The organism is Yersinia mollaretii ATCC 43969, assembly GCF_013282725.1.
Taxonomy (GTDB): Bacteria; Pseudomonadota; Gammaproteobacteria; order Enterobacterales; family Enterobacteriaceae; genus Yersinia; species Yersinia mollaretii.
The window spans coordinates 3,935,717-3,953,305 of record NZ_CP054043.1 but is presented as its reverse complement, the minus strand read 5'-3'; the positions used below and the strand labels follow the sequence as shown (position 1 = coordinate 3,953,305).

Below are 17,589 nucleotides of genomic sequence, written 5' to 3'. Positions count from 1 at the left end.
AAATAGCTATGACAGACGGGCATGTCAATGAAAACTGAGTGAGTTTAATTTAGGGAAAGAATACATTGATATGAAGCGTCTGGGGAAAGAACTAGTATCAGGTACAGTAGTGGGCCAACGGTCTCATTAGATGATGAAACTCTCGTAATGGGCAGTTTTAAAGTGTTAGCGGCAATAACTTAAAGTTAGCTCTAAAATATTTTCCTATGATAACAAGATGGAGCAAAAAGAAAATTCAAATAAGCCTGATGATGTAAATTTATTTGGCGAAGGTGAAGTATTTATAAACCAACGAATTTATCCGAAGAGTAGTTTAAGTATTCTGATAAGGTATTATTCTCTTTTTGATGAAAAAATAGTTGAAATAACATTCCATTATGAGAAAGGAAAGGTGACCATACAAAAATAAAATATCCGGATGGTTCAATAATTTCTGATGGCTCAATTTACCCAGGTTTTTATAAAGTAGGAAGAATTAATTGGTATATCCATCAGGAGATAAAGAGTATTTGGTTTTCTCACTATAGGAGGAAGGCAATTTAATGAACTGTAAAAAATTGCATCTCTGTTTTTTAATGTTGTCCGTCGTATTACTTAGTGGCTGTGTAGCCAAAAATAGTGCAATCTCACCGCCGAGTGATGATCAATGGGTAGATGTTGAAATTAAGGCACCAATAAATACGCAGGCAGCACCATTAGCTGCATTTTACATTTCTGATAAGTGTAAAAAAGAAAGATACAATACGGATATGAAGATATATTTAGTGCCTGGGACGAAAACAAATTATGTAAATATGGATTTTGATGAAATATCTGGTAATTTTAAAAGTAAAATCCCTATAGATGGTGGTGGGCAATGTGAATGGAAATTGAGTCGTATAACTTTAGGTATCAAGTACTCTAGAAGTGAACATATTATTAAAAATAGCGGAGTTAAGATAGGGACTGCGGTTGGTATTGAAGTGGTTTTTGATGAACAAGGCGAGCGGAGTGGTGATTATATTTCTGCTAATAATCCCCTATCAGTATCTCCAACTTACCATCCTATAGTCAAAGAACGCTATATTGTTGCTGAAGGTATTTTTTTATCTTTGTTCGGAAAAAAAGACTTTGAGTTGTATAAAATAAATAACTATGATGGACGTAATTTAACAATCAATTTCTCACCGATTATAGATGAATCTAAAGTTGTGAAAATGGTTGGCCCAAAGATCAAAAAGAAAGGTAATCATTGGCGTATAGAATACCCCGACGGAAGTGTCACATCTAATGGTGAAGTCACTCCTGATTTTGAGAAATTGAGTTCAATGTAATTTACTACTCATATGTTATTTATTATCGGACTAATGCAAAAAAAACAGTGATGACATCTATCAGGCGAAAATAGCTATGACAGACGGGCATGTCAATGAAGACTGAGTGAGCTTAATTTAGGGAAAGAATACATTGATATGAAGCGTCTGGGGAACGAACTAGTATCAGGTATAGTAGTGGGCCAACGGTCTCATTAGATGATGAAACTCTCGTAATGGGCAGTTTTAAAGTGTTAGCGGCAATAACTTAAAGTTAGCTCTAAAATATTTTCCTATGATAACAAGATGGAGCAAAAGGAAAATTCAAATAAGCCTGATGATGTAAATTTATTTGGCGAAGGTAAAGTATTTATAAGCCAACGAATTTATCCGAAGAGTAGTTTAAGTATTCTGATAAGGTATTATCCTTTTTTGATGAAAAAAATTAGTTGAAATAACATTCCATTATGAGAAAGGAAAGGTGACCATACAAAAATAAAATATCCGGATGGTTCAATAATTTCTGATGGCTCAATTTACCCAGGTTTTTATAAAGTAGGAAGAATTAATTGGTATATCCATCAGGAGATAAAGAGTATTTGGTTTTCTCACTATAGGAGGAAGGCAATTTAATGAACTGTAAAAAATTGCATCTCTGTTTTTTGATGTTGTCCGTCGTATTACTTAGTGGCTGCGTAGCAAAAAATAGTGCAATCTCACCGCCGAGTGATAATCAATGGGTAGATGTAGAAATTAAAACGCCTAAAAATACCGAAACTATTCCATTAGTTGCATTTTACACTTCTGATGAATGCAAGAAGGAACGATACAACGTAGATATGAAGGTGTATCAACTAAAAGGTACGCAGGCTCGTAATCTCAATATGGAGATTGATAAAACCTCAGGTAACTATCGAAGCCAAATTCCAATGGACGGTGGTGGACAATGTAAATGGCGATTAAGTAAAGTGACATTTGGTATCCAATATTCAAGAACAGATCATCTCATCAAAAATGGTGGAGGCCAGATAGGAACAGCCGTTGGTGTTGAAGTTGCATTCGATGATGAAGGGGCGAAAAATGGCGACTATATACGTACTACAAATCCTTTATTACTAACGCCGACTTATTATCCAATAATTACCCAAAAGTATCTTCCTAGCGAAATTACTCAACTGTCATTGCTAGGGAAAGAGGCATTTGAATCTTATAGAATTAATATTATTAATAATGAAAGTATAAACATAAAATTATCCCCCATCTTGGATGAGTCTAAAATTGTTAAGAAAATTGGGCCGAAGAACAGAGGTGTGGGTAATTTCTTTCGCATAGAATATCCCGATGGAAGCGTCACATCGAATGGTGAAGTTACTCCTGATTTTGAAAAATTGAGTTCAATGTAATTTACTACTCATTTATTATTTTTAGTGCCCATAAACTTTCTTATCTTAAGTCGCTGTTTAGTTTGTGGCGCGACTATTTACCATTCACACCAGTTATTCTATATGTGCCCAGTTTGTTGTTATCTCGATATGAGCAAAAGTTAAGGGAAACCGAATGTCCAAAGGATTTGTATTATTAGGCGATAAAACCACCCACGGCGGTGAAGTTATTTCTGCATCATCAACCATGATCGTCAACGGTAAAAAAGTGGCATTAATCGGCGATAAAATTAGTTGCCCGAAAGAGAGGCATGGCGTTAATGCCATTATAGAAGGTTCATCTGAATGGGCTTCTGATGGCAAAGCTGTTGTGGTTGATGGTTGCCATTGTGAGTGTGGATGTCAGGTTATCTCCAGTGCGCCAGATTGTTCAATAGGATAAAAAATGGGTTGGGATCGCCAAAAACCGTTTATAGCAGAAAAGCCTTCGTCGCCCTCGCTGGGACGTTGGTTATTAGCTGGAGTATTGTCCATTATTGTGGGGGTTTTATTGTTCTCACTGCATGCTACTGACAGGCTTATTGGGTTACAAACCGTCAATATCTGGGCAGTTTCAACCGTACCTCTTATCGGTTGGGGGCTGGCATTCTGTGTCCGGAGCTATATGTATGGCCGAGGTCTCAGTCACTACACTTTTTTACAAGATGAAGCGCAACAGGCACAACAAGAGTGGCAGACGTGGGCTGAGCGTTATATGGCCGTACTGGCGAGTTGTGTTTTGTTACCGGACGTTATCACCGTCTCGTATCTGGCGAGTAAACCTACAGATGTGGAATTTCAGCGCGGGCTAGTTCGCCGTATTGATTATCTTCCCCAAGATAAAGGTGTTGAGTATCAGGCCATCATGGCTTTGCTCGTTAGCATCCAACAAGCCCTTAATTCATTGCCCCCTGATATTGAATTGCGCGCGACTCTCCTGACAGACAGCGATCCGGCAGAATACGAACAACTGCGCGCCGTCTGGGCTCAATGCTGGGATAAGGTTATCACCACCCGCTTTGCGCCTACAACTCTGACCCTGTCTGCTGAAATGCCATACAGCAAGATAGAGGATGGGATAAAGAATGCCATTACGGATGCAGAACTGATCCTAGTTTTGCAACTACACGGCGATGAGAACTACTCCGACGGGCTGGCTGTATTCTTGCTCACGACCGATGACATGGCACAAAAACACCAACTGCCGATACAAGGGCGTCTGCTTCGCCCGATGCAATTGAATATTGGACAGGCAGAAAGCGAGCTTACCTTGTTTATGGAAACCCAGTCTCTGGCCTGCCGAGCGGGCGGGATCTTGGGGGATAGCACTGAATTGATGTCACTGACCCCGAAAATAATTCCTGTTGGTCACCGGTTAGGGGCTAATTTCAGCGCTGAAAGTGTATTGATACAAGAAACATGGACGGGTATTCCGGGGCCATTCTCTGCCTGGTTAGTGGCGGCGTTTGGGCTGGATTTTGCTTATTACTACGACATGCCCTATGTCGTGTTTTCATTTGGCCCCGAGAGTGGGGTAGTCAGTACGGTTTCTCCAGGAGTTTGCAATGAAGATGTTGAGTAATCCATGGCGGCAGGGCAGCGGTGCGGTATTAGCCGTCGTGGTGTTGGCCGCTGTTGGTTGGCTAATTTGGCAATATGGCGACACAGTCGGGCTGGATAGCCAATATAAAAAACTGTTCGCTTTCCTGCTATTGATGTTGATTACACTACTTGTCCGCCTGTCCCCAGCGATTTCTGGTTACATTAAGCGGCGGCAACATCGGGATAATGGGCGTGATAACGGTATTTATCCCGATGGCGAATCACGTCTGGCCCCGACACCTCCCGGCAGTACTTGGGTAAGTGAGTTGCGGCAGAATCTCCGGACTCGCTATGGTTTCTTCTGGCCCCGCAAAGTGCGCATCCTGCTACTCACTGGCAGTGCGGCGGATGTTGAACAGCTCACTCCCGGCTTGACGTCGCAATACTGGCAGGAAGACAGTGGCACTGTGCTGCTGTGGGGGGGCGATCTGGGGGCGCAGGCCGATAGCGCGTGGCTGAGTGCTTTGCGTAAATTACGCGGACGTCCGCTGGATGGCGTCGTCTGGGTGACTTCATCCTTAGCCCAACGCACTACGCTGGGCCAGAAAGAATCAAAAACAACACTCACCGTCGATATGATGGACAGCGTGGCGCAGGCATTTGCTTCACGCTATGAACTGCTCGGCTGGCGGTTGCCGCTCTATGTCTGGTCATTACATGCCGATGATGGGGCTGATCGCATCACCCAATCCGTGGGCTGTCTGCTACCCGCGGGCTGTCAACCTGACGAACTGAGTACACAGCTTGCCGGGCTGTTGCCATCCCTGATTGAGCAGGGTACGCAGCAGATTAGCAGCAACACCCAGCACCCATTTTTGTTGCAACTGGCCGATCAGTTAGCGCGCCAACCGGACTCTGTCGCGAGCCCCCTTGCTACGCTGCTGAACCCGTATCGCCCTTCACCGCTGGCTGGGGTGATATTCAGCCCGGCATCCGTCAATGCAAAACGCAGCGTGAAACATCACTGGGGCAAGGATAATCGCTGGGATGTGTTGATTGATTCACTGCCATCATTGCCCACCGGCTTAGCCGCGAAAAAGCTCGGGTTCGCTTGGCGTAAAACGCTGGGGATGGCGGTGGCAGGCATCATGGTGTTGTGGGGAGCCGGAATGGTCATGTCATTCTTGATCAACCGAGACACTATCAGTGCCAGTGAGTCTCAGGTGAAACTGGCGGCTAATGTGCAGCAGCCCCTTCCGGCACGTCTTCAGGCGCAGCTGGATCTGCAACACACATTGGACAGATTACAGTATCGCCAGCAACAGGGGGGACCTTGGTACAGTCGGTTTGGTCTGAGTCAGAATGATTCATTGCTGGCCGTACTCTGGCCGCACTATCGGGCCAGCGCCACCCCCTTATTACGTGATGCCGCCGCTCGTCATCTTGAAGAACAACTCAGCATGATGGCGCAGCTTCCCCCCGACTCTCCGCTGCGCGACACACTGGTGAAACCTGCCTATGACCAGTTAAAACTCTATCTGATGTTGGCACGTCCAGAGAAAATGGATGCGGCATGGTTTAGCAAAACACTGTTGAGCAACTGGCCACAGCGCAAAGGCGTACCGGACAGCACCTGGCAGGGCAGTGGTCCGGCCCTGCTGGATTTTTATGCCCGTAATCTTTCCCTGCACCCGGCCTGGCGTCTGAATCTGGATGACAGTCTGGTCAATCAGGTGCGTACCCGGCTGATCAGTCAGATGGGGGCCCGTAACAGTGAGTCTTCGCTCTACCAAAAGATGATGGTGCAGGTGGCGCATCAATATGCTGATCTGCGTCTGTCTGACATGACTGGCGATACCGATGCTGAGCGAATATTTACCACCGATGCTATCGTGCCGGGTATGTTCACCCGTAAAGCCTGGGAGGATGCGGTCAAACCGGCGATTGAAAAAGTGGTCAGCGAGCGTCGGGAAGAGATGGACTGGGTGTTGAGTGACAGCAAAAATACCGTATTGCAGCAGAATTCCCCTGAAGCCCTTCAGGCACGTCTGAAGGAGCGCTATTTCGCCGACTTCTCCACGAGTTGGCTGGACTTCCTTAACAGTTTGCACTGGCAGCAGGCACAGACGCTATCGGACTCGATCGACCAGCTCACCCTGATGGCAGACGTGCGTCAGTCCCCGCTGGTGGCATTAATGAACACCCTGAGTGTCCAGGGGAAAACCGGGCAAACCGGTGAGGCATTATCGGACTCGCTGGTGAAATCGGCCAAAAACCTGTTAAACCGGGATGAGCAACCCGCCATTGATCAGCAAGCGGGCGCACAGGGGCCGTTGGATGCCACTTTCGGTCCGGTACTGGCACTGATGGAGGGGAAGTCCGGTGGACAGGGTAATACCAACCTCAGCCTGCAAACCTTCCTGACCCGTGTCACTCAGGTGCGCCTTAAGCTCCAGCAGGTAGTCAATGCTGCTGATCCTCAGGCGATGACCCAGACCCTTGCCCAGACGGTATTTCAGGGCAAAGCGGTCGATCTGACCGAAACCCGTGATTACGGCAGTCTGGTGGCCGCCAGCCTTGGGCAGGAGTGGAGTGGATTTGGTCAGACGGTGTTTGTCCAGCCGATGGAACAGGCGTGGCAGCAGGTCTTAACCCCCGCAGCCCAGAGCCTGAATGCCCAATGGCAGGCGTCGATTGTTGATGACTGGAACAGTACTTTCGGCGGACGTTACCCGCTAAAAGATACCAGCAGTGAAGTGTCACTCCCGCTGCTGGCGCGTTACCTCAACAGTGATAGCGGCCGTATCGCCCGCTTCCTACAAACTCGGCTGAACGGCGTGCTGCACAAAGAGGGCAGCCATTGGGTACCAGACAGCATCAATGCTCAGGGGCTGACGTTTAATCCGGCGTTCCTAAAAGCCGTGGATCAACTGAGCTATCTGTCTGATGTGGTGTTTGCCAACGGTGAAGCGGGAATACGCTTTGAACTGCGCCCCGGTACCGCCAAAGACGTGATGCAAACCGATCTGGTAATCGACAGCCAGAAACTCAGTTATTACAACCAGTTGCCGGTCTGGAAGCGTTTTGCTTGGCCCCATGACACCGAAGCGCCGGGGGCCAGTCTGAGCTGGATAAGCACCCAAGCCGGTACTCGACAATTTGCCGATCTCCCCGGTGCTTGGGGGTGGATTCGGTTACTGGATAGAGCTCAGGTCACACCGTATCAGGGAGTGAACAGCAGTTTTAATCTGACTTGGAAAGCCCCTGACGGCAGGCCGCTGAACTACACCTTACGGACTGAAGCCGGAGAAGGCCCGTTGGCCTTACTGAAACTGCGTAATTTTGTCCTACCGACGCAAATATTTAGCGTGAGTGCAACAGGTGGCGTTCAGACACCGGATACCGCAATCGGAGAGGAGTACTGATGGCCACGTTGCACACCTTACTCAACGCCTGCCATGCCGAACAGCAGGCGCTTTCGCAACAGGCACAGCAGCAGATCGCACTGTGGGAAAAATGGCTGGTCCCCATTGCACCAGATTTGCCTGTGGGTGATGACCCCGGCTATGACGATGACTTCCAGCAGATGCGCGAAGAGGTCAACAAACTGTCCGGTGCAGACACCAGTTTGGTCTGTGCGCTGGCGGAGAAACTGCTGACTGCGACGTGCAAGGATGTGCGCATCGCGACCTACTATATCTGGGCGCGGCTGCACATTGATGGCGAAAGCGGGTTGGCGGACGGCTTAGCGCTGCTGGCCGGCTTAGTTCAACGTTTTGGCGATGCGCTGCATCCGCAACGTGGCAACAGTCGCAAACTGGCACTGGAGTGGCTGGCGGGTAGCCGGGTGCTGGACAGCCTGTCACTCTACCCGGAGGTCGCAAAAGCTGACTTTGAGCGCATTGTCGGTGCGCTGGCGTTAACCGAAGAGAGTGTTAGTGTTGGCGGCTGGGATGAGTCGACCCGTCCTCAGTTTGGCGGCCTTTATGCGGCATTGGAAAACCGACTGATGCAGTCCGGCGGCCCTGACGCCGTCATTCCACAAAATAGCAGCCCCTCTCGCCACTCGGCATCGGATGCGCCTGCGTTGAAAACGGTCAGCTCCGGGCGTGATCTCCTCGATCAGGCAAAACTACTGGCAAAATATTTGCGCGACCAACCCAACGGCTGGCTGTCCGGCCATCATCTGATGAAAAGTATTCGTCTGGACACACTGCATGAACTGCCGCCGTTAGCCGCCGATGGATGTACCCGTCTGGCTCCGCCAAAGCCGGAGAACCGAGCCCTGCTGAAACGTCTCTACCTCCAACAGAGCTGGCTAGAACTGCTGGAGCAAACCGACATCCTGTTTGCACAGGGCGTCAATCACCTGTGGCTGGATCTCCAGTGGTATACCCATCAGGCACTGATGAAAACAGGTGCGCCCTATGAGCGTTGGGCTGACATCATTAAGCAGGATCTGAATGGCCTGCTGACCCGCCTGTCGGGGCTGGAAGATTTGGCATTCAGTGATGGCACGCCTTTCGCTGATGAGGTGACCCTGCACTGGATAAACCAGCACGTCATGGCAGCAGAAAGTTGGGGCGGTGAACCCGCCGCTTCCGCCAGCGCGGCGGGCGATGACGATATTCTGCAACTGGAGCCGGAAGCGCTGGCGCAGGCCGACAGCGAAGGCGTAGAAGCGGCGCTGAACTGGCTACAGAACCGTCCGGGAGCTCGCACGGCCCGCCACCAGTGGCTGATCCGCCTGCTGATGGCGCGGGTCGCCGAACAATACGGCAAAAATGACATGGCGCTGCATTTGCTGGGTGAACTGGAGGGGAACGCGACCTTGATGACGCTCACCCAATGGGAGCCAGAGCTGCTGTTTGAAGTGAAGGCCCGCCGCCTGAAATTGATGCGGATGAAAGCCAGCCGGACCGAGTCGGACAAATCACGCCTGCATAGTGAGATGGAAAACCTGCTCGCCGGATTAGTTGCCCTCGACCCAGCACGGGCTGCGGTGCTGTGTGGTTAATCGATAACCCTATCCTGATAAAAAGAAAACCATGAAAGACCTTACCCTGCGTTATTACGACGCCGAAATGCGCTATCTGCGCGATGCAGCTAAAGAATTTGCCCAAACTCACCCTGACCGGGCGGCCATGTTAGATCTGGATAAACCCGGTACGCCTGATCCTTACGTGGAACGCCTGTTTGAAGGTTTTGCCTTCTCCATGGGGCGGTTACGCGAAAAGATTGATGATGATCTGCCGGAGTTCACCGAGGGGCTGGTCAGCATGTTGTGGCCGCACTATCTGCGTACCATTCCCTCACTCTCCATTGTTTCGCTGACCCCCGATGTCCCAGCGATGAAAGTGGCCGAAACCGTGCCCGCAGGTATGGAAGTCTATTCCCGCCCCATCGGGCCGAAAAACACCGTCTGCCAGTACCGAACCACTCGCGATATGGTACTCAACCCACTCGCTGTCTCAACCGTGGTGATGGCAACTGAACCGGACGGCCGCTCGGTGCTGCGCCTGCGCCTGGCCTGTAGCCCACAAGCCGACTGGTCGCAAGTGGACTTACGTCGTCTCTGTTTTTATCTGGCGGGGGATGCGCCAGTCAGTAATGCATTACATCTGGCACTGACCCGGCGTCAGGCCGCGCTCTATTTACGTCTGCCCAATCAGGCTGATCGGATAAAACTGGATGGCTGGTTTTCACCCGGCGGCTTTGCAGACGAAGATCTGCTGTGGCCCAAAGGCGAAAGCGCCTTCAGCGGCTATCAGCTATTGCTGGAATATTTCACCTTCCGCGAAAAGTTTATGTTCGTGCATCTGAATGGGCTGGAAACCGTGACGCTGCCAGCGGGGATGGCCTGGTTTGATATTGAGGTGGTGTTTGACTGCCAGTGGCAAAGTGACCTGCCGGTCAGGGATGACGCGCTGCATCTGCATTGTGTGCCCGTGGTTAACCTGTTCTCGCTGGAAGCTGACCCGCTGACCATCAATGGGTTGGAAAGTGAATATATGCTGCGTCCGCGCCGTTTGCAGGATGGGCACACTGAAATCTACTCCGTGGACGCGGTGACCGGCTCACAGCGGACATCCGATGCCACCTATGTTCCCTTTACCAGTTTTCGCCATCGCGGCGGGATGCAGAGACGCCATGCGCCAGAGCGCTACTTCCATACCCGCGTAAAACGGGGGGTGACCGGGCTGCACGATACCTGGCTGATCCTCGGGGGTCAGCAGTGGGAAGCGGATCGACTGTTTACCCGTGAGGCGGTATCACTGAAAATTACCGGCACTAATGGGCAGCTACCGCGCAAAGCGTTACAAAGCACGCTGTTGGACCGCTGCGAAGCGGTGTTACAGACGCCACTGAAAGTGCGCAATCTCTGCAAGCCGACGCTGCCGTCTTATCCCCCGGCTGAAGATCACTTCCAGTGGCGGGTATTGAGCCATCTGGGTTCAAGCTACCTCAACCTGATGAGCAGCGCACAAGTGCTGCGTGGGACGCTGGAACTCTACAACTGGCAGGGGGATGAACTGAATAACCGACGTCTTGACGCCATTCAGCAGGTGCAGCACCACCAGATTCAGCGTTTTGAAAAGGGCTTTCTGCTGCGGGGCATCGACATTGAAGTGACACTGGATGGCAACGGTTTTACCGGTGAAGGCGATATTCATCTGTTCGGGGAGATGCTCAACCGCTTCTTTGCCCTTTACGCTGACATCCATCTGTTTAATCAGCTCACCCTTATCGTCCAGCCTGCCGGGAAATGTATCCGATGGAAAGAGAATCACAATCAGCGTCTGCCCGGCTAATCGAACAGCTACACGATAAACTGCCGTATACCCAGTTTTATCGCTTCTGCCAGTTACTGGAGCAAAGCCAGCCGAGTGCCCCCCCATTGGGCAGCCACTGGCAGGTCAGGCATGACCCGGTGCGTTTTCGTCCCCATCCGGGGATGGGGTTTCCGGCCAGTGAATTTAAGCGGGTGGAAATCCCCGAGCATTCACATCTCCCGCCGACCATCCGTACCACCTTTATGGGGCTGTATGGGGTGGAATCGCCGCTGCCCACTGCGTATATCGACGATATTACTCAGCGCCGGGAAGGGCATGAGGCAGTCAGTGACTTTCTGGATATCTTTAATCACCGATTGATCACGCAGTACTATCGCATCTGGCGTAAATACTCTTATCCGGCCAGTTTTTCGCCCGGTGGTACCGATAAAACCTCTCAGTATCTGTTGAGCCTCTGTGGTCTGGGCATTGAGGGATGTGCAAAGAATATCGCCACCCCGGTATCCCGCTTTCTGGCGCTAACCGGCATGATGCGCCTGCCCACACGGACCAGCGAAGGCATTATTGCGCTGGTTCAGTTGCTGGCTCCAGAAACCGATGCCCACGTGATAGCCCATGACCGCTGCCGTATACCTTTGCGCAATCCACTGGTCATGAGTGCGTGCCACCCGGTCAGCATGAACAACAGCCCAGTGATGGGCAGTCACGCGGTGGATGTTAACAGTCAGGTATTACTGCAATTAAAAACGGATAACCCCGATGAAGCCAGAGAGTGGTTGCCCGGAGGGCAGTTACACTCGGATTTGATGGCGTTATTGCATGTGTATCTGGGGTCGCGGTTGCATGTGCGTTTACAACTGTCGGTGTTACGCGCGCTGCTGCCCGATGCGCAACTCTCCTGCCAGCCGAAAAGCACGGGGATCCTGTTAGGCAGAACCGCCGTGATGCGCACACAGTGCAACACGTCACTGACACCGACCCACACCGACATGATCACAATTAATCTGGGCCGCTATCAGCGCGTTCAGGAAAATTTTCACCGAAGGGAAACCGATGAATATGGCGATTACCGCTGGTAAAACACATTTTGCATTACTGATGTTGGTCATGATATCCATCCTGAGCGGATGTGGACTGACCCAGAAAGTGAGTGACGGCACTGTCGCCGTAACAAAATCCATTTTTTATAAGCAGGTGAAAACACTGCATCTGGACATACAGGCGCGGGACGCGGTAAACAACAACGCAACGGGTGCCCCACTGGCCACGGTGGTGCGTATCTATCAGCTACAGGATCGCAAAACATTTGATGGCACCGATTATCCCTCTTTATTTGCCGAAGACAGCCAAGCTATCAAAGCCGATCTGGTTGCCGAAAAAGATATCCGTATTCGCCCCGGAGCTGCGGTGACCATCGACGTGCCGTTGGATGAAAAAGCGCAATATGTGGCGGTGGCGGGCATGTTTCTGGCACCCGATATCACCAACAACACTTGGCGGGTGGTGCTGAGTCGTGACGACCTCGACCCCGATAAGGCTCGCCAGATTGAACTGAATAATCATGGGATGACGCTGTTACCCCTAAAGGGTAAGTAATATGGCTCAGCCCTCTCTCTATGAAATGCTATTCGGCAATGTCGCCGGTGAACTCGATCTCCATCTGGTGAGTGAAGCTAATCAGGCGGTGCTGTCGGTGCTCGATAATATGCAGCGCATTCTTAATTGTCGTGCCGGTACACTCAGCCATTTACCCGATTACGGCCTGCCGGACATGAGCAAAATTCTACAGGGGATGCCTGGCACCGCACACTCACTGCAAACCACGCTCTCTAATACGCTGTTGAAATATGAGCCACGACTGAAAAGTCTGAATGTTGTGCTGCTGGCACAATCCACTCCGGGGCATTTGGAATATGGAATTGATGCCGAGCTGAAAGAGCTCGGACTGGTGCATTTTGGCACGGCGTTTATGCCGGAAGGTCGGGTGTTGATTCGTCATCTTAAACAGCAGTATCTTGATAAAACAATGGGAATCTGAAGTGCATTATCGGGTTCTGGACTCTGGAGTCCCCACTCTTTATTTCTGTTTCTGATAAGGATATTTCGATGAAACTGCACACCAGCATCAGGCTGGCGCTACTGCTCAGTGTCATTATCAACACGCCATCAATGGCACATTCTGGGCGAACCAATGCAGAGGGCTGCCATAATAACCGTAAAACGGGTGAGTATCACTGTCATGGTGGTCGAAGTCGGCAGGTTGATTATGTTGGCCAGGATGCAACGCCAACCCCGGTTAAAAAAGAAAAGTCACGTTCTGAGAACAAAGAGAACGGAACAAGAACAGCGGAAAGTGGGAGACCGATGCACGAACGAAAGGCCAACAGTCCTGTATTATCTGCGGTTTCTCAACCACCGGATGTGAGGGTACAATGCGCAAACAGTAAGGATCTCAATGCGTATTGGGAACCTGTTACAGAGCGATGCTTGGACAGGTCTACAGGAAGAGAAATGACTCACTGAATATAATCGACAGATACTAGGCGGGGCATGACTTCGATACCCCAGATAGCCACAGTATCGTGATCCCCGAGTGTCATTGTACTGACCATCGGATACTTTTACCTTTTTTGAGTTATTACCATGACACTCTTACCTGAACACCACCTGAAAACAGGGACAGATCCCCGCCATTTTGCTGAATTTAGCGCCTTACGTAACGAAATCGGTAAATTACATCATCCCGCCCGCCCGGATGTTGATTGGGCACGGGTCGAGCAGCTTTGCCTCGCACTGTTTCGCCAGAATGGGGTTGAGCTACAGACCACAGTTGATTTTACACTGGCTCGGACGCACATTGCTGGGCTGTCCGGGTTATGTGAGGGACTGGAACTGCTGGCGGGATTGCTCTCTCATCAATGGAGCACCTTGTGGCCGCCGCAAACCCATGCACGGGTGGAGTTATTGGCTTGGTTGAGTGACCGATTGCAACAGGTCTGGCGCACCATGACCCTGTGCTACGGTGATCTGGCGCTGGTTTACCGTGCTGAACAGGCGCTGGAACAACTCTGCACGCAACTGCAAACACTGGAACTCAAGCATCTGAGTAAACTGGACGGTGTTCGTCTCATGTTGCATAACGCCGCATTGCGGCTGGAGAGTGCCGAAGCGGGCGCTGATACACCCGACCGATTGATTGTGCCAATACGGCACGCTGCGCGCTCGGAACCACAGCAACAATCACAACCCACCTTCGCGCCGATCACAGCCAGTGCTCCGCTGGTCTATATTGTTAACGAACCGGCTCCGCCGAGTGTGCAGGTGGCTTTCGCTCCACCTGAGCCGCCACCCCCTCCGCGCTGGAAAGCCGGGCACGGTTTTGTTGCCGGGTTATTGTTGATGGCGGTGCTGATGACGGGCGGTTTTGCTATCTGGCAGTCACTCTCATCCGATCCGTTGCGGGAGGCGTTACTCGCCAATGCCAGCCCTTTACCCACACTGCTGACGGCTAAATCAATCAATGAACTGCAAAAGCAGACCTCAGATACCGAATTGGGACGTTTGGCTGAACCCGTGCTGCAAGCCAGTGGCTCACAGTTAGAACAATTGGCGATATTGCCGCCGTTATGGGCGCAAATACGGGGTGATGCACTGTTATCACAAGCACAACAATTGTGGCCCGCCAGCCAAGACGTTAAGCGTTTGAGTACATTGTGGCAGCAACAACGAGAGGCTGGAGCCGCCCCGCTGGGGGAGTTGAAACACTATGCACTGGCGCAAGAGCGCTTACGGCAACTGGCCGATCGCCTAAATGGGTTGGATGAGAAAAAGGGGCGCTACATGACGGTCTCGGAGCTGAAATCTGTTGTCTTTGCGATTCAACAACCGCTGGCACAGACATTACCGCTGGAAGAGTTGCTGCGGCAGTATCAGGTACAGTCGCAGTCTGGGCAAACCCCGCCTTCGGCACTGCGCCAACAGATAGACAGTCGGTTTGCTCAATTGTTGAACCGATATGCGTTGCTGACATTACCTGAAATGACATCACAGTCCGCTAGCGGCGCCCTGAAGTGATTCGATGGCAATAATGCGGATAGAAACATTATTGCCATCATCACGACAATTTATTATTGCTGTTATTTGCGCTCCTGAACCTGCTTATTGAGTTGCCATGACAGGAGTGGGGTAAATGCCTGCCAGCGGTTAAATGTTTTTTCCTGTTCAGGGTCCATCGGCTGAACGGCTCCCAGTAATAGCCCCTCTTTATCAGCCCATGGATAGAACTCTCCTTTACCCGTTAAAGTGAAACTCCCTTGCGGGGTGATCATCAATTCGGGGTTATAGCCCTGACACCAGAGAGCATCCGGTTTTTCAGCCAATAAGTCGCAACCCGTTCGGTAATAGGGGGTTTCTGATAGGCTGAGCTGATAGAGCGTAGGCCAGATATCTTTATGGCTACCCACTCGGGATGCGTCAAAATGGCTGTTTTGACGATAGCCCTGAGGAACATAAAGATAGAGTGGAACGGCGCGGCTAAGCGCCAGTTCTCTGGTGTCAGGATAGTCTACTCCACGGATATTATGGTCACCGGTGGCAGCAATAATCGTGTGTTCACCCAATGACTGGTGTTTAACCCAACTGATAAATTGCCCTAGCTGATCATTGGTATAACGTAGGGTATGGAAGACCTCATCCAGCTGTTTCCCCCTCGCCAGATTACCCAACCTCTGTTTTTCCGCATCAGTCAATTTGATATCCGTCTTCGCGTAGCTATTCGGCGCTTTGAACGGAGGGTGATGAGTGGTCGACATTGACATAATCAGGACATGCTCACCGATTTTGTCGGCCTGCGCTAACCGTTCTTCGATGTAACGGAACATAAATTCATCAGGCACACCCCAAGTGCTGGCTTCGGCCTCTGGATAGCGCTTTTTCAAACCGTTTTGTTCAACAAACTCACTGATGCCTAAGTGAGGCAGGAACTGATTCAGATTGCGCCAAGAGCCATTCCCCGAGGTGACGAAAATGACTTTATAGCCATTCGCTAGGAAGGGCTTAAACATATTGCTTGAAAAATCAGTGCCCTGAGCGGAAGACTGGCTAATGTTGCTGTTCGGGCTGCGGACAAAGAAGCGGCTTAGGCTATCAATCGTGCCATTGCCCTCGGAGATAAAACGGCTAAAGCGCCAGTCCGTTTGCCAGTGCTGTTTGAGTGCACCAAATACGTCACGATCTGGGCGGTCATAGCCCTCAAGGTAATATCCCATACTCTCCATCACGACAAAAACCACGTTCGGGGGGGATTTTTTCGCTACGGGGTTCGGGGCTGTTTTTGCCATAAATGGCTTGAGGCTAGCCTCTGTCGGCTTAGCCAAAAACTGACTGAGCAGTTGCTCACCCTGCGAGTTAGTGGCTGGCGGGAAGTTGCTGTACTCCCGATGGGCGGTAAATGCCCAAGTCAGGGCTATCGGGCCGTTTGGCGTCAGCATATTCAATAACGTGACATCTGAAATCTGAGCATCCGACTGCCGAAGCGGGAAGGTGCCCAGCGAGCCGCGTACACCCATAAAACTGAGCGCCAGAATAACCAGCGTGGAAATAGCAGAGACGGCTATACAGCTGCGTTGTTCAGACCAAGTGCTAATTTTTTGCTGCCAGCGGCGGAAAATCCACAACACTGCGGCAACAAATAACATTAGGCACATAACGCTACGAATTACCGGATAGTCACTCCATAGGGTTTGCAGTACCGCGACAGTATCATCTTCGACCAAACCGAAAATAAAGATATCAATGGGTCGCTGATAAGTGGCGTAATAAAAAATGTTTCCCACGGTGAGTAGGGTGACCAGTGTGCCAAGTATTGTCGCGAACCAAGGCCAAAAACGCTGCCAGAGGTGAAAGCTGGTTTCATTGAGTGCCAGCAGACCGGCAATCAATAGACAGGGAACAAACATTAAGCTGGCGATGCGAACATCAAACAACCCACCTATCAAGAACATACGCTGCACGTCAGTGGATAAGCCGGCCAGTGACTCAGGGTCAGCATAGTCAGTTAGCAGATAGGCTCTTCCTGCTAACTGAGTCGCAACGGCGAGTATCCATGGGAGTAATAAGGCAATAAAAGCGTGTTTAAATCTGTAAAACCACATAATCCCTTTCCTGTGAGTTTCCAAAGGTAAAACAGGTCAAAATCATCAGAAATACCTTCGGCTCTGTCGCGTTTAGCGCAGGTCAGGTATACGAGGTCAAGGTATCGGCTGAGGATGATAAAACATTAATAAATCAGGAAAAGAAAAGAGAAATGGCCTGTTTCGGCATACATATTTTTAACTAAAAATCCATTCTGTTAACCAGTAAGCTATTTCGTTAACCAAAAATAGCCGTAAGCTTATCGTTAGTGGTCATGGGGTAGTGCGGAAGGGGGAGGTACGGAGTGGAGTAGTGATGATGATGATGATGGTGATGATTGGGATTCGGTCACTCTGCGGTAACCGCAGAGTGACACTTGAAGTGGAGTAACTCGATTTATTCTTTATT

At 50.3% G+C, this 17,589-nt stretch carries 14 protein-coding genes; 13 read left to right on the top strand and 1 reads right to left on the bottom strand.

What is annotated here, in order from left to right; all coding sequences use genetic code 11:
- Window positions 1-217 precede the first annotated feature (217 nt).
- From HRD69_RS17640 to HRD69_RS17580, 13 genes are all read left to right on the top strand, one after another.
- Complete coding sequence (locus tag HRD69_RS17640) at window positions 218-409, top strand: hypothetical protein (RefSeq protein WP_172984632.1); 192 nt, start codon at window positions 218-220, stop codon at window positions 407-409.
- 133 nt (window positions 410-542) lie between these two features.
- Window positions 543-1,313 carry a hypothetical protein gene (locus HRD69_RS20660; RefSeq protein ID WP_244953502.1) on the top strand — a complete coding sequence of 257 codons (771 nt, stop codon included), beginning with the start codon at window positions 543-545 and terminating at the stop codon, window positions 1,311-1,313.
- 611 nt (window positions 1,314-1,924) lie between these two features.
- Entirely contained in the window at window positions 1,925-2,695 is a 771-nt protein-coding gene (locus HRD69_RS20655) for a hypothetical protein (RefSeq protein WP_244953501.1), read from the top strand.
- 154 nt (window positions 2,696-2,849) lie between these two features.
- On the top strand, window positions 2,850-3,116 hold the full coding sequence (locus tag HRD69_RS17625) for a PAAR domain-containing protein (protein WP_004873807.1): 267 nt from the start codon (window positions 2,850-2,852) through the stop codon (window positions 3,114-3,116).
- A 3-nt stretch (window positions 3,117-3,119) separates the two neighbouring features.
- Entirely contained in the window at window positions 3,120-4,295 is a 1,176-nt protein-coding gene (locus HRD69_RS17620) for a hypothetical protein (protein WP_050413164.1), read from the top strand.
- Entirely contained in the window at window positions 4,279-7,680 is a 3,402-nt protein-coding gene (locus tag HRD69_RS17615) for an ImcF-related family protein (protein WP_050413165.1), read from the top strand. The genes HRD69_RS17620 and HRD69_RS17615 overlap by 17 nt, the downstream gene beginning before the upstream one ends.
- Window positions 7,680-9,272: a type VI secretion system protein TssA gene (gene tssA / locus HRD69_RS17610; RefSeq protein ID WP_032813184.1), complete on the top strand. Its 1,593-nt coding sequence runs from the start codon at window positions 7,680-7,682 to the stop codon at window positions 9,270-9,272. The genes HRD69_RS17615 and tssA overlap by 1 nt, the downstream gene beginning before the upstream one ends.
- A gap of 31 nt (window positions 9,273-9,303) precedes the next feature.
- On the top strand, window positions 9,304-11,067 hold the full coding sequence (gene tssF, locus HRD69_RS17605; protein WP_004873810.1) for a type VI secretion system baseplate subunit TssF: 1,764 nt from the start codon (window positions 9,304-9,306) through the stop codon (window positions 11,065-11,067).
- A complete protein-coding gene (gene tssG / locus HRD69_RS17600) occupies window positions 11,031-12,128 on the top strand; it encodes a type VI secretion system baseplate subunit TssG (protein ID WP_172984631.1) in 1,098 nt (365 codons plus the stop codon). Before tssF ends, tssG begins: the two co-directional genes overlap by 37 nt.
- The gene (gene tssJ / locus HRD69_RS17595) at window positions 12,109-12,645 is read left to right on the top strand and encodes a type VI secretion system lipoprotein TssJ (protein ID WP_279625208.1); all 537 of its coding nucleotides are present in this window, start codon (window positions 12,109-12,111) and stop codon (window positions 12,643-12,645) included. Before tssG ends, tssJ begins: the two co-directional genes overlap by 20 nt.
- Window position 12,646: 1 nt before the next feature.
- Complete coding sequence (tssE, locus tag HRD69_RS17590) at window positions 12,647-13,087, top strand: type VI secretion system baseplate subunit TssE (protein ID WP_004873813.1); 441 nt, start codon at window positions 12,647-12,649, stop codon at window positions 13,085-13,087.
- A gap of 68 nt (window positions 13,088-13,155) precedes the next feature.
- Window positions 13,156-13,572: a DUF1283 domain-containing protein gene (locus HRD69_RS17585; protein WP_050413166.1), complete on the top strand. Its 417-nt coding sequence runs from the start codon at window positions 13,156-13,158 to the stop codon at window positions 13,570-13,572.
- A gap of 120 nt (window positions 13,573-13,692) precedes the next feature.
- Window positions 13,693-15,123 carry a VasL domain-containing protein gene (locus HRD69_RS17580; RefSeq protein ID WP_004873815.1) on the top strand — a complete coding sequence of 477 codons (1,431 nt, stop codon included), beginning with the start codon at window positions 13,693-13,695 and terminating at the stop codon, window positions 15,121-15,123.
- A gap of 62 nt (window positions 15,124-15,185) precedes the next feature.
- On the opposite strand, the gene HRD69_RS17575 is transcribed toward HRD69_RS17580, so the two are convergent.
- Window positions 15,186-17,201: an LTA synthase family protein gene (locus tag HRD69_RS17575; protein ID WP_004873816.1), complete on the bottom strand. Its 2,016-nt coding sequence runs from the start codon at window positions 17,199-17,201 to the stop codon at window positions 15,186-15,188.
- Between the last annotated feature and the right edge of the window lie 388 nt (window positions 17,202-17,589).

What these genes read in the sequence shown, in the direction of transcription:
- HRD69_RS17640 (WP_172984632.1), top strand. Translation starts at nt 218, where the DNA reads ATGGAGCAAAAAGAAAATTCAAATAAGCCTGATGATGTAAATTTATTT.
- HRD69_RS20660 (WP_244953502.1), top strand. Translation starts at nt 543, where the DNA reads ATGAACTGTAAAAAATTGCATCTCTGTTTTTTAATGTTGTCCGTCGTA.
- HRD69_RS20655 (WP_244953501.1), top strand. Translation starts at nt 1,925, where the DNA reads ATGAACTGTAAAAAATTGCATCTCTGTTTTTTGATGTTGTCCGTCGTA.
- HRD69_RS17625 (WP_004873807.1), top strand. Translation starts at nt 2,850, where the DNA reads ATGTCCAAAGGATTTGTATTATTAGGCGATAAAACCACCCACGGCGGT.
- HRD69_RS17620 (WP_050413164.1), top strand. Translation starts at nt 3,120, where the DNA reads ATGGGTTGGGATCGCCAAAAACCGTTTATAGCAGAAAAGCCTTCGTCG.
- HRD69_RS17615 (WP_050413165.1), top strand. Translation starts at nt 4,279, where the DNA reads ATGAAGATGTTGAGTAATCCATGGCGGCAGGGCAGCGGTGCGGTATTA.
- tssA (WP_032813184.1), top strand. Translation starts at nt 7,680, where the DNA reads ATGGCCACGTTGCACACCTTACTCAACGCCTGCCATGCCGAACAGCAG.
- tssF (WP_004873810.1), top strand. Translation starts at nt 9,304, where the DNA reads ATGAAAGACCTTACCCTGCGTTATTACGACGCCGAAATGCGCTATCTG.
- tssG (WP_172984631.1), top strand. Translation starts at nt 11,031, where the DNA reads ATGGAAAGAGAATCACAATCAGCGTCTGCCCGGCTAATCGAACAGCTA.
- tssJ (WP_279625208.1), top strand. Translation starts at nt 12,109, where the DNA reads ATGGCGATTACCGCTGGTAAAACACATTTTGCATTACTGATGTTGGTC.
- tssE (WP_004873813.1), top strand. Translation starts at nt 12,647, where the DNA reads ATGGCTCAGCCCTCTCTCTATGAAATGCTATTCGGCAATGTCGCCGGT.
- HRD69_RS17585 (WP_050413166.1), top strand. Translation starts at nt 13,156, where the DNA reads ATGAAACTGCACACCAGCATCAGGCTGGCGCTACTGCTCAGTGTCATT.
- HRD69_RS17580 (WP_004873815.1), top strand. Translation starts at nt 13,693, where the DNA reads ATGACACTCTTACCTGAACACCACCTGAAAACAGGGACAGATCCCCGC.
- HRD69_RS17575 (WP_004873816.1), bottom strand. Translation starts at nt 17,201, where the DNA reads ATGTGGTTTTACAGATTTAAACACGCTTTTATTGCCTTATTACTCCCA.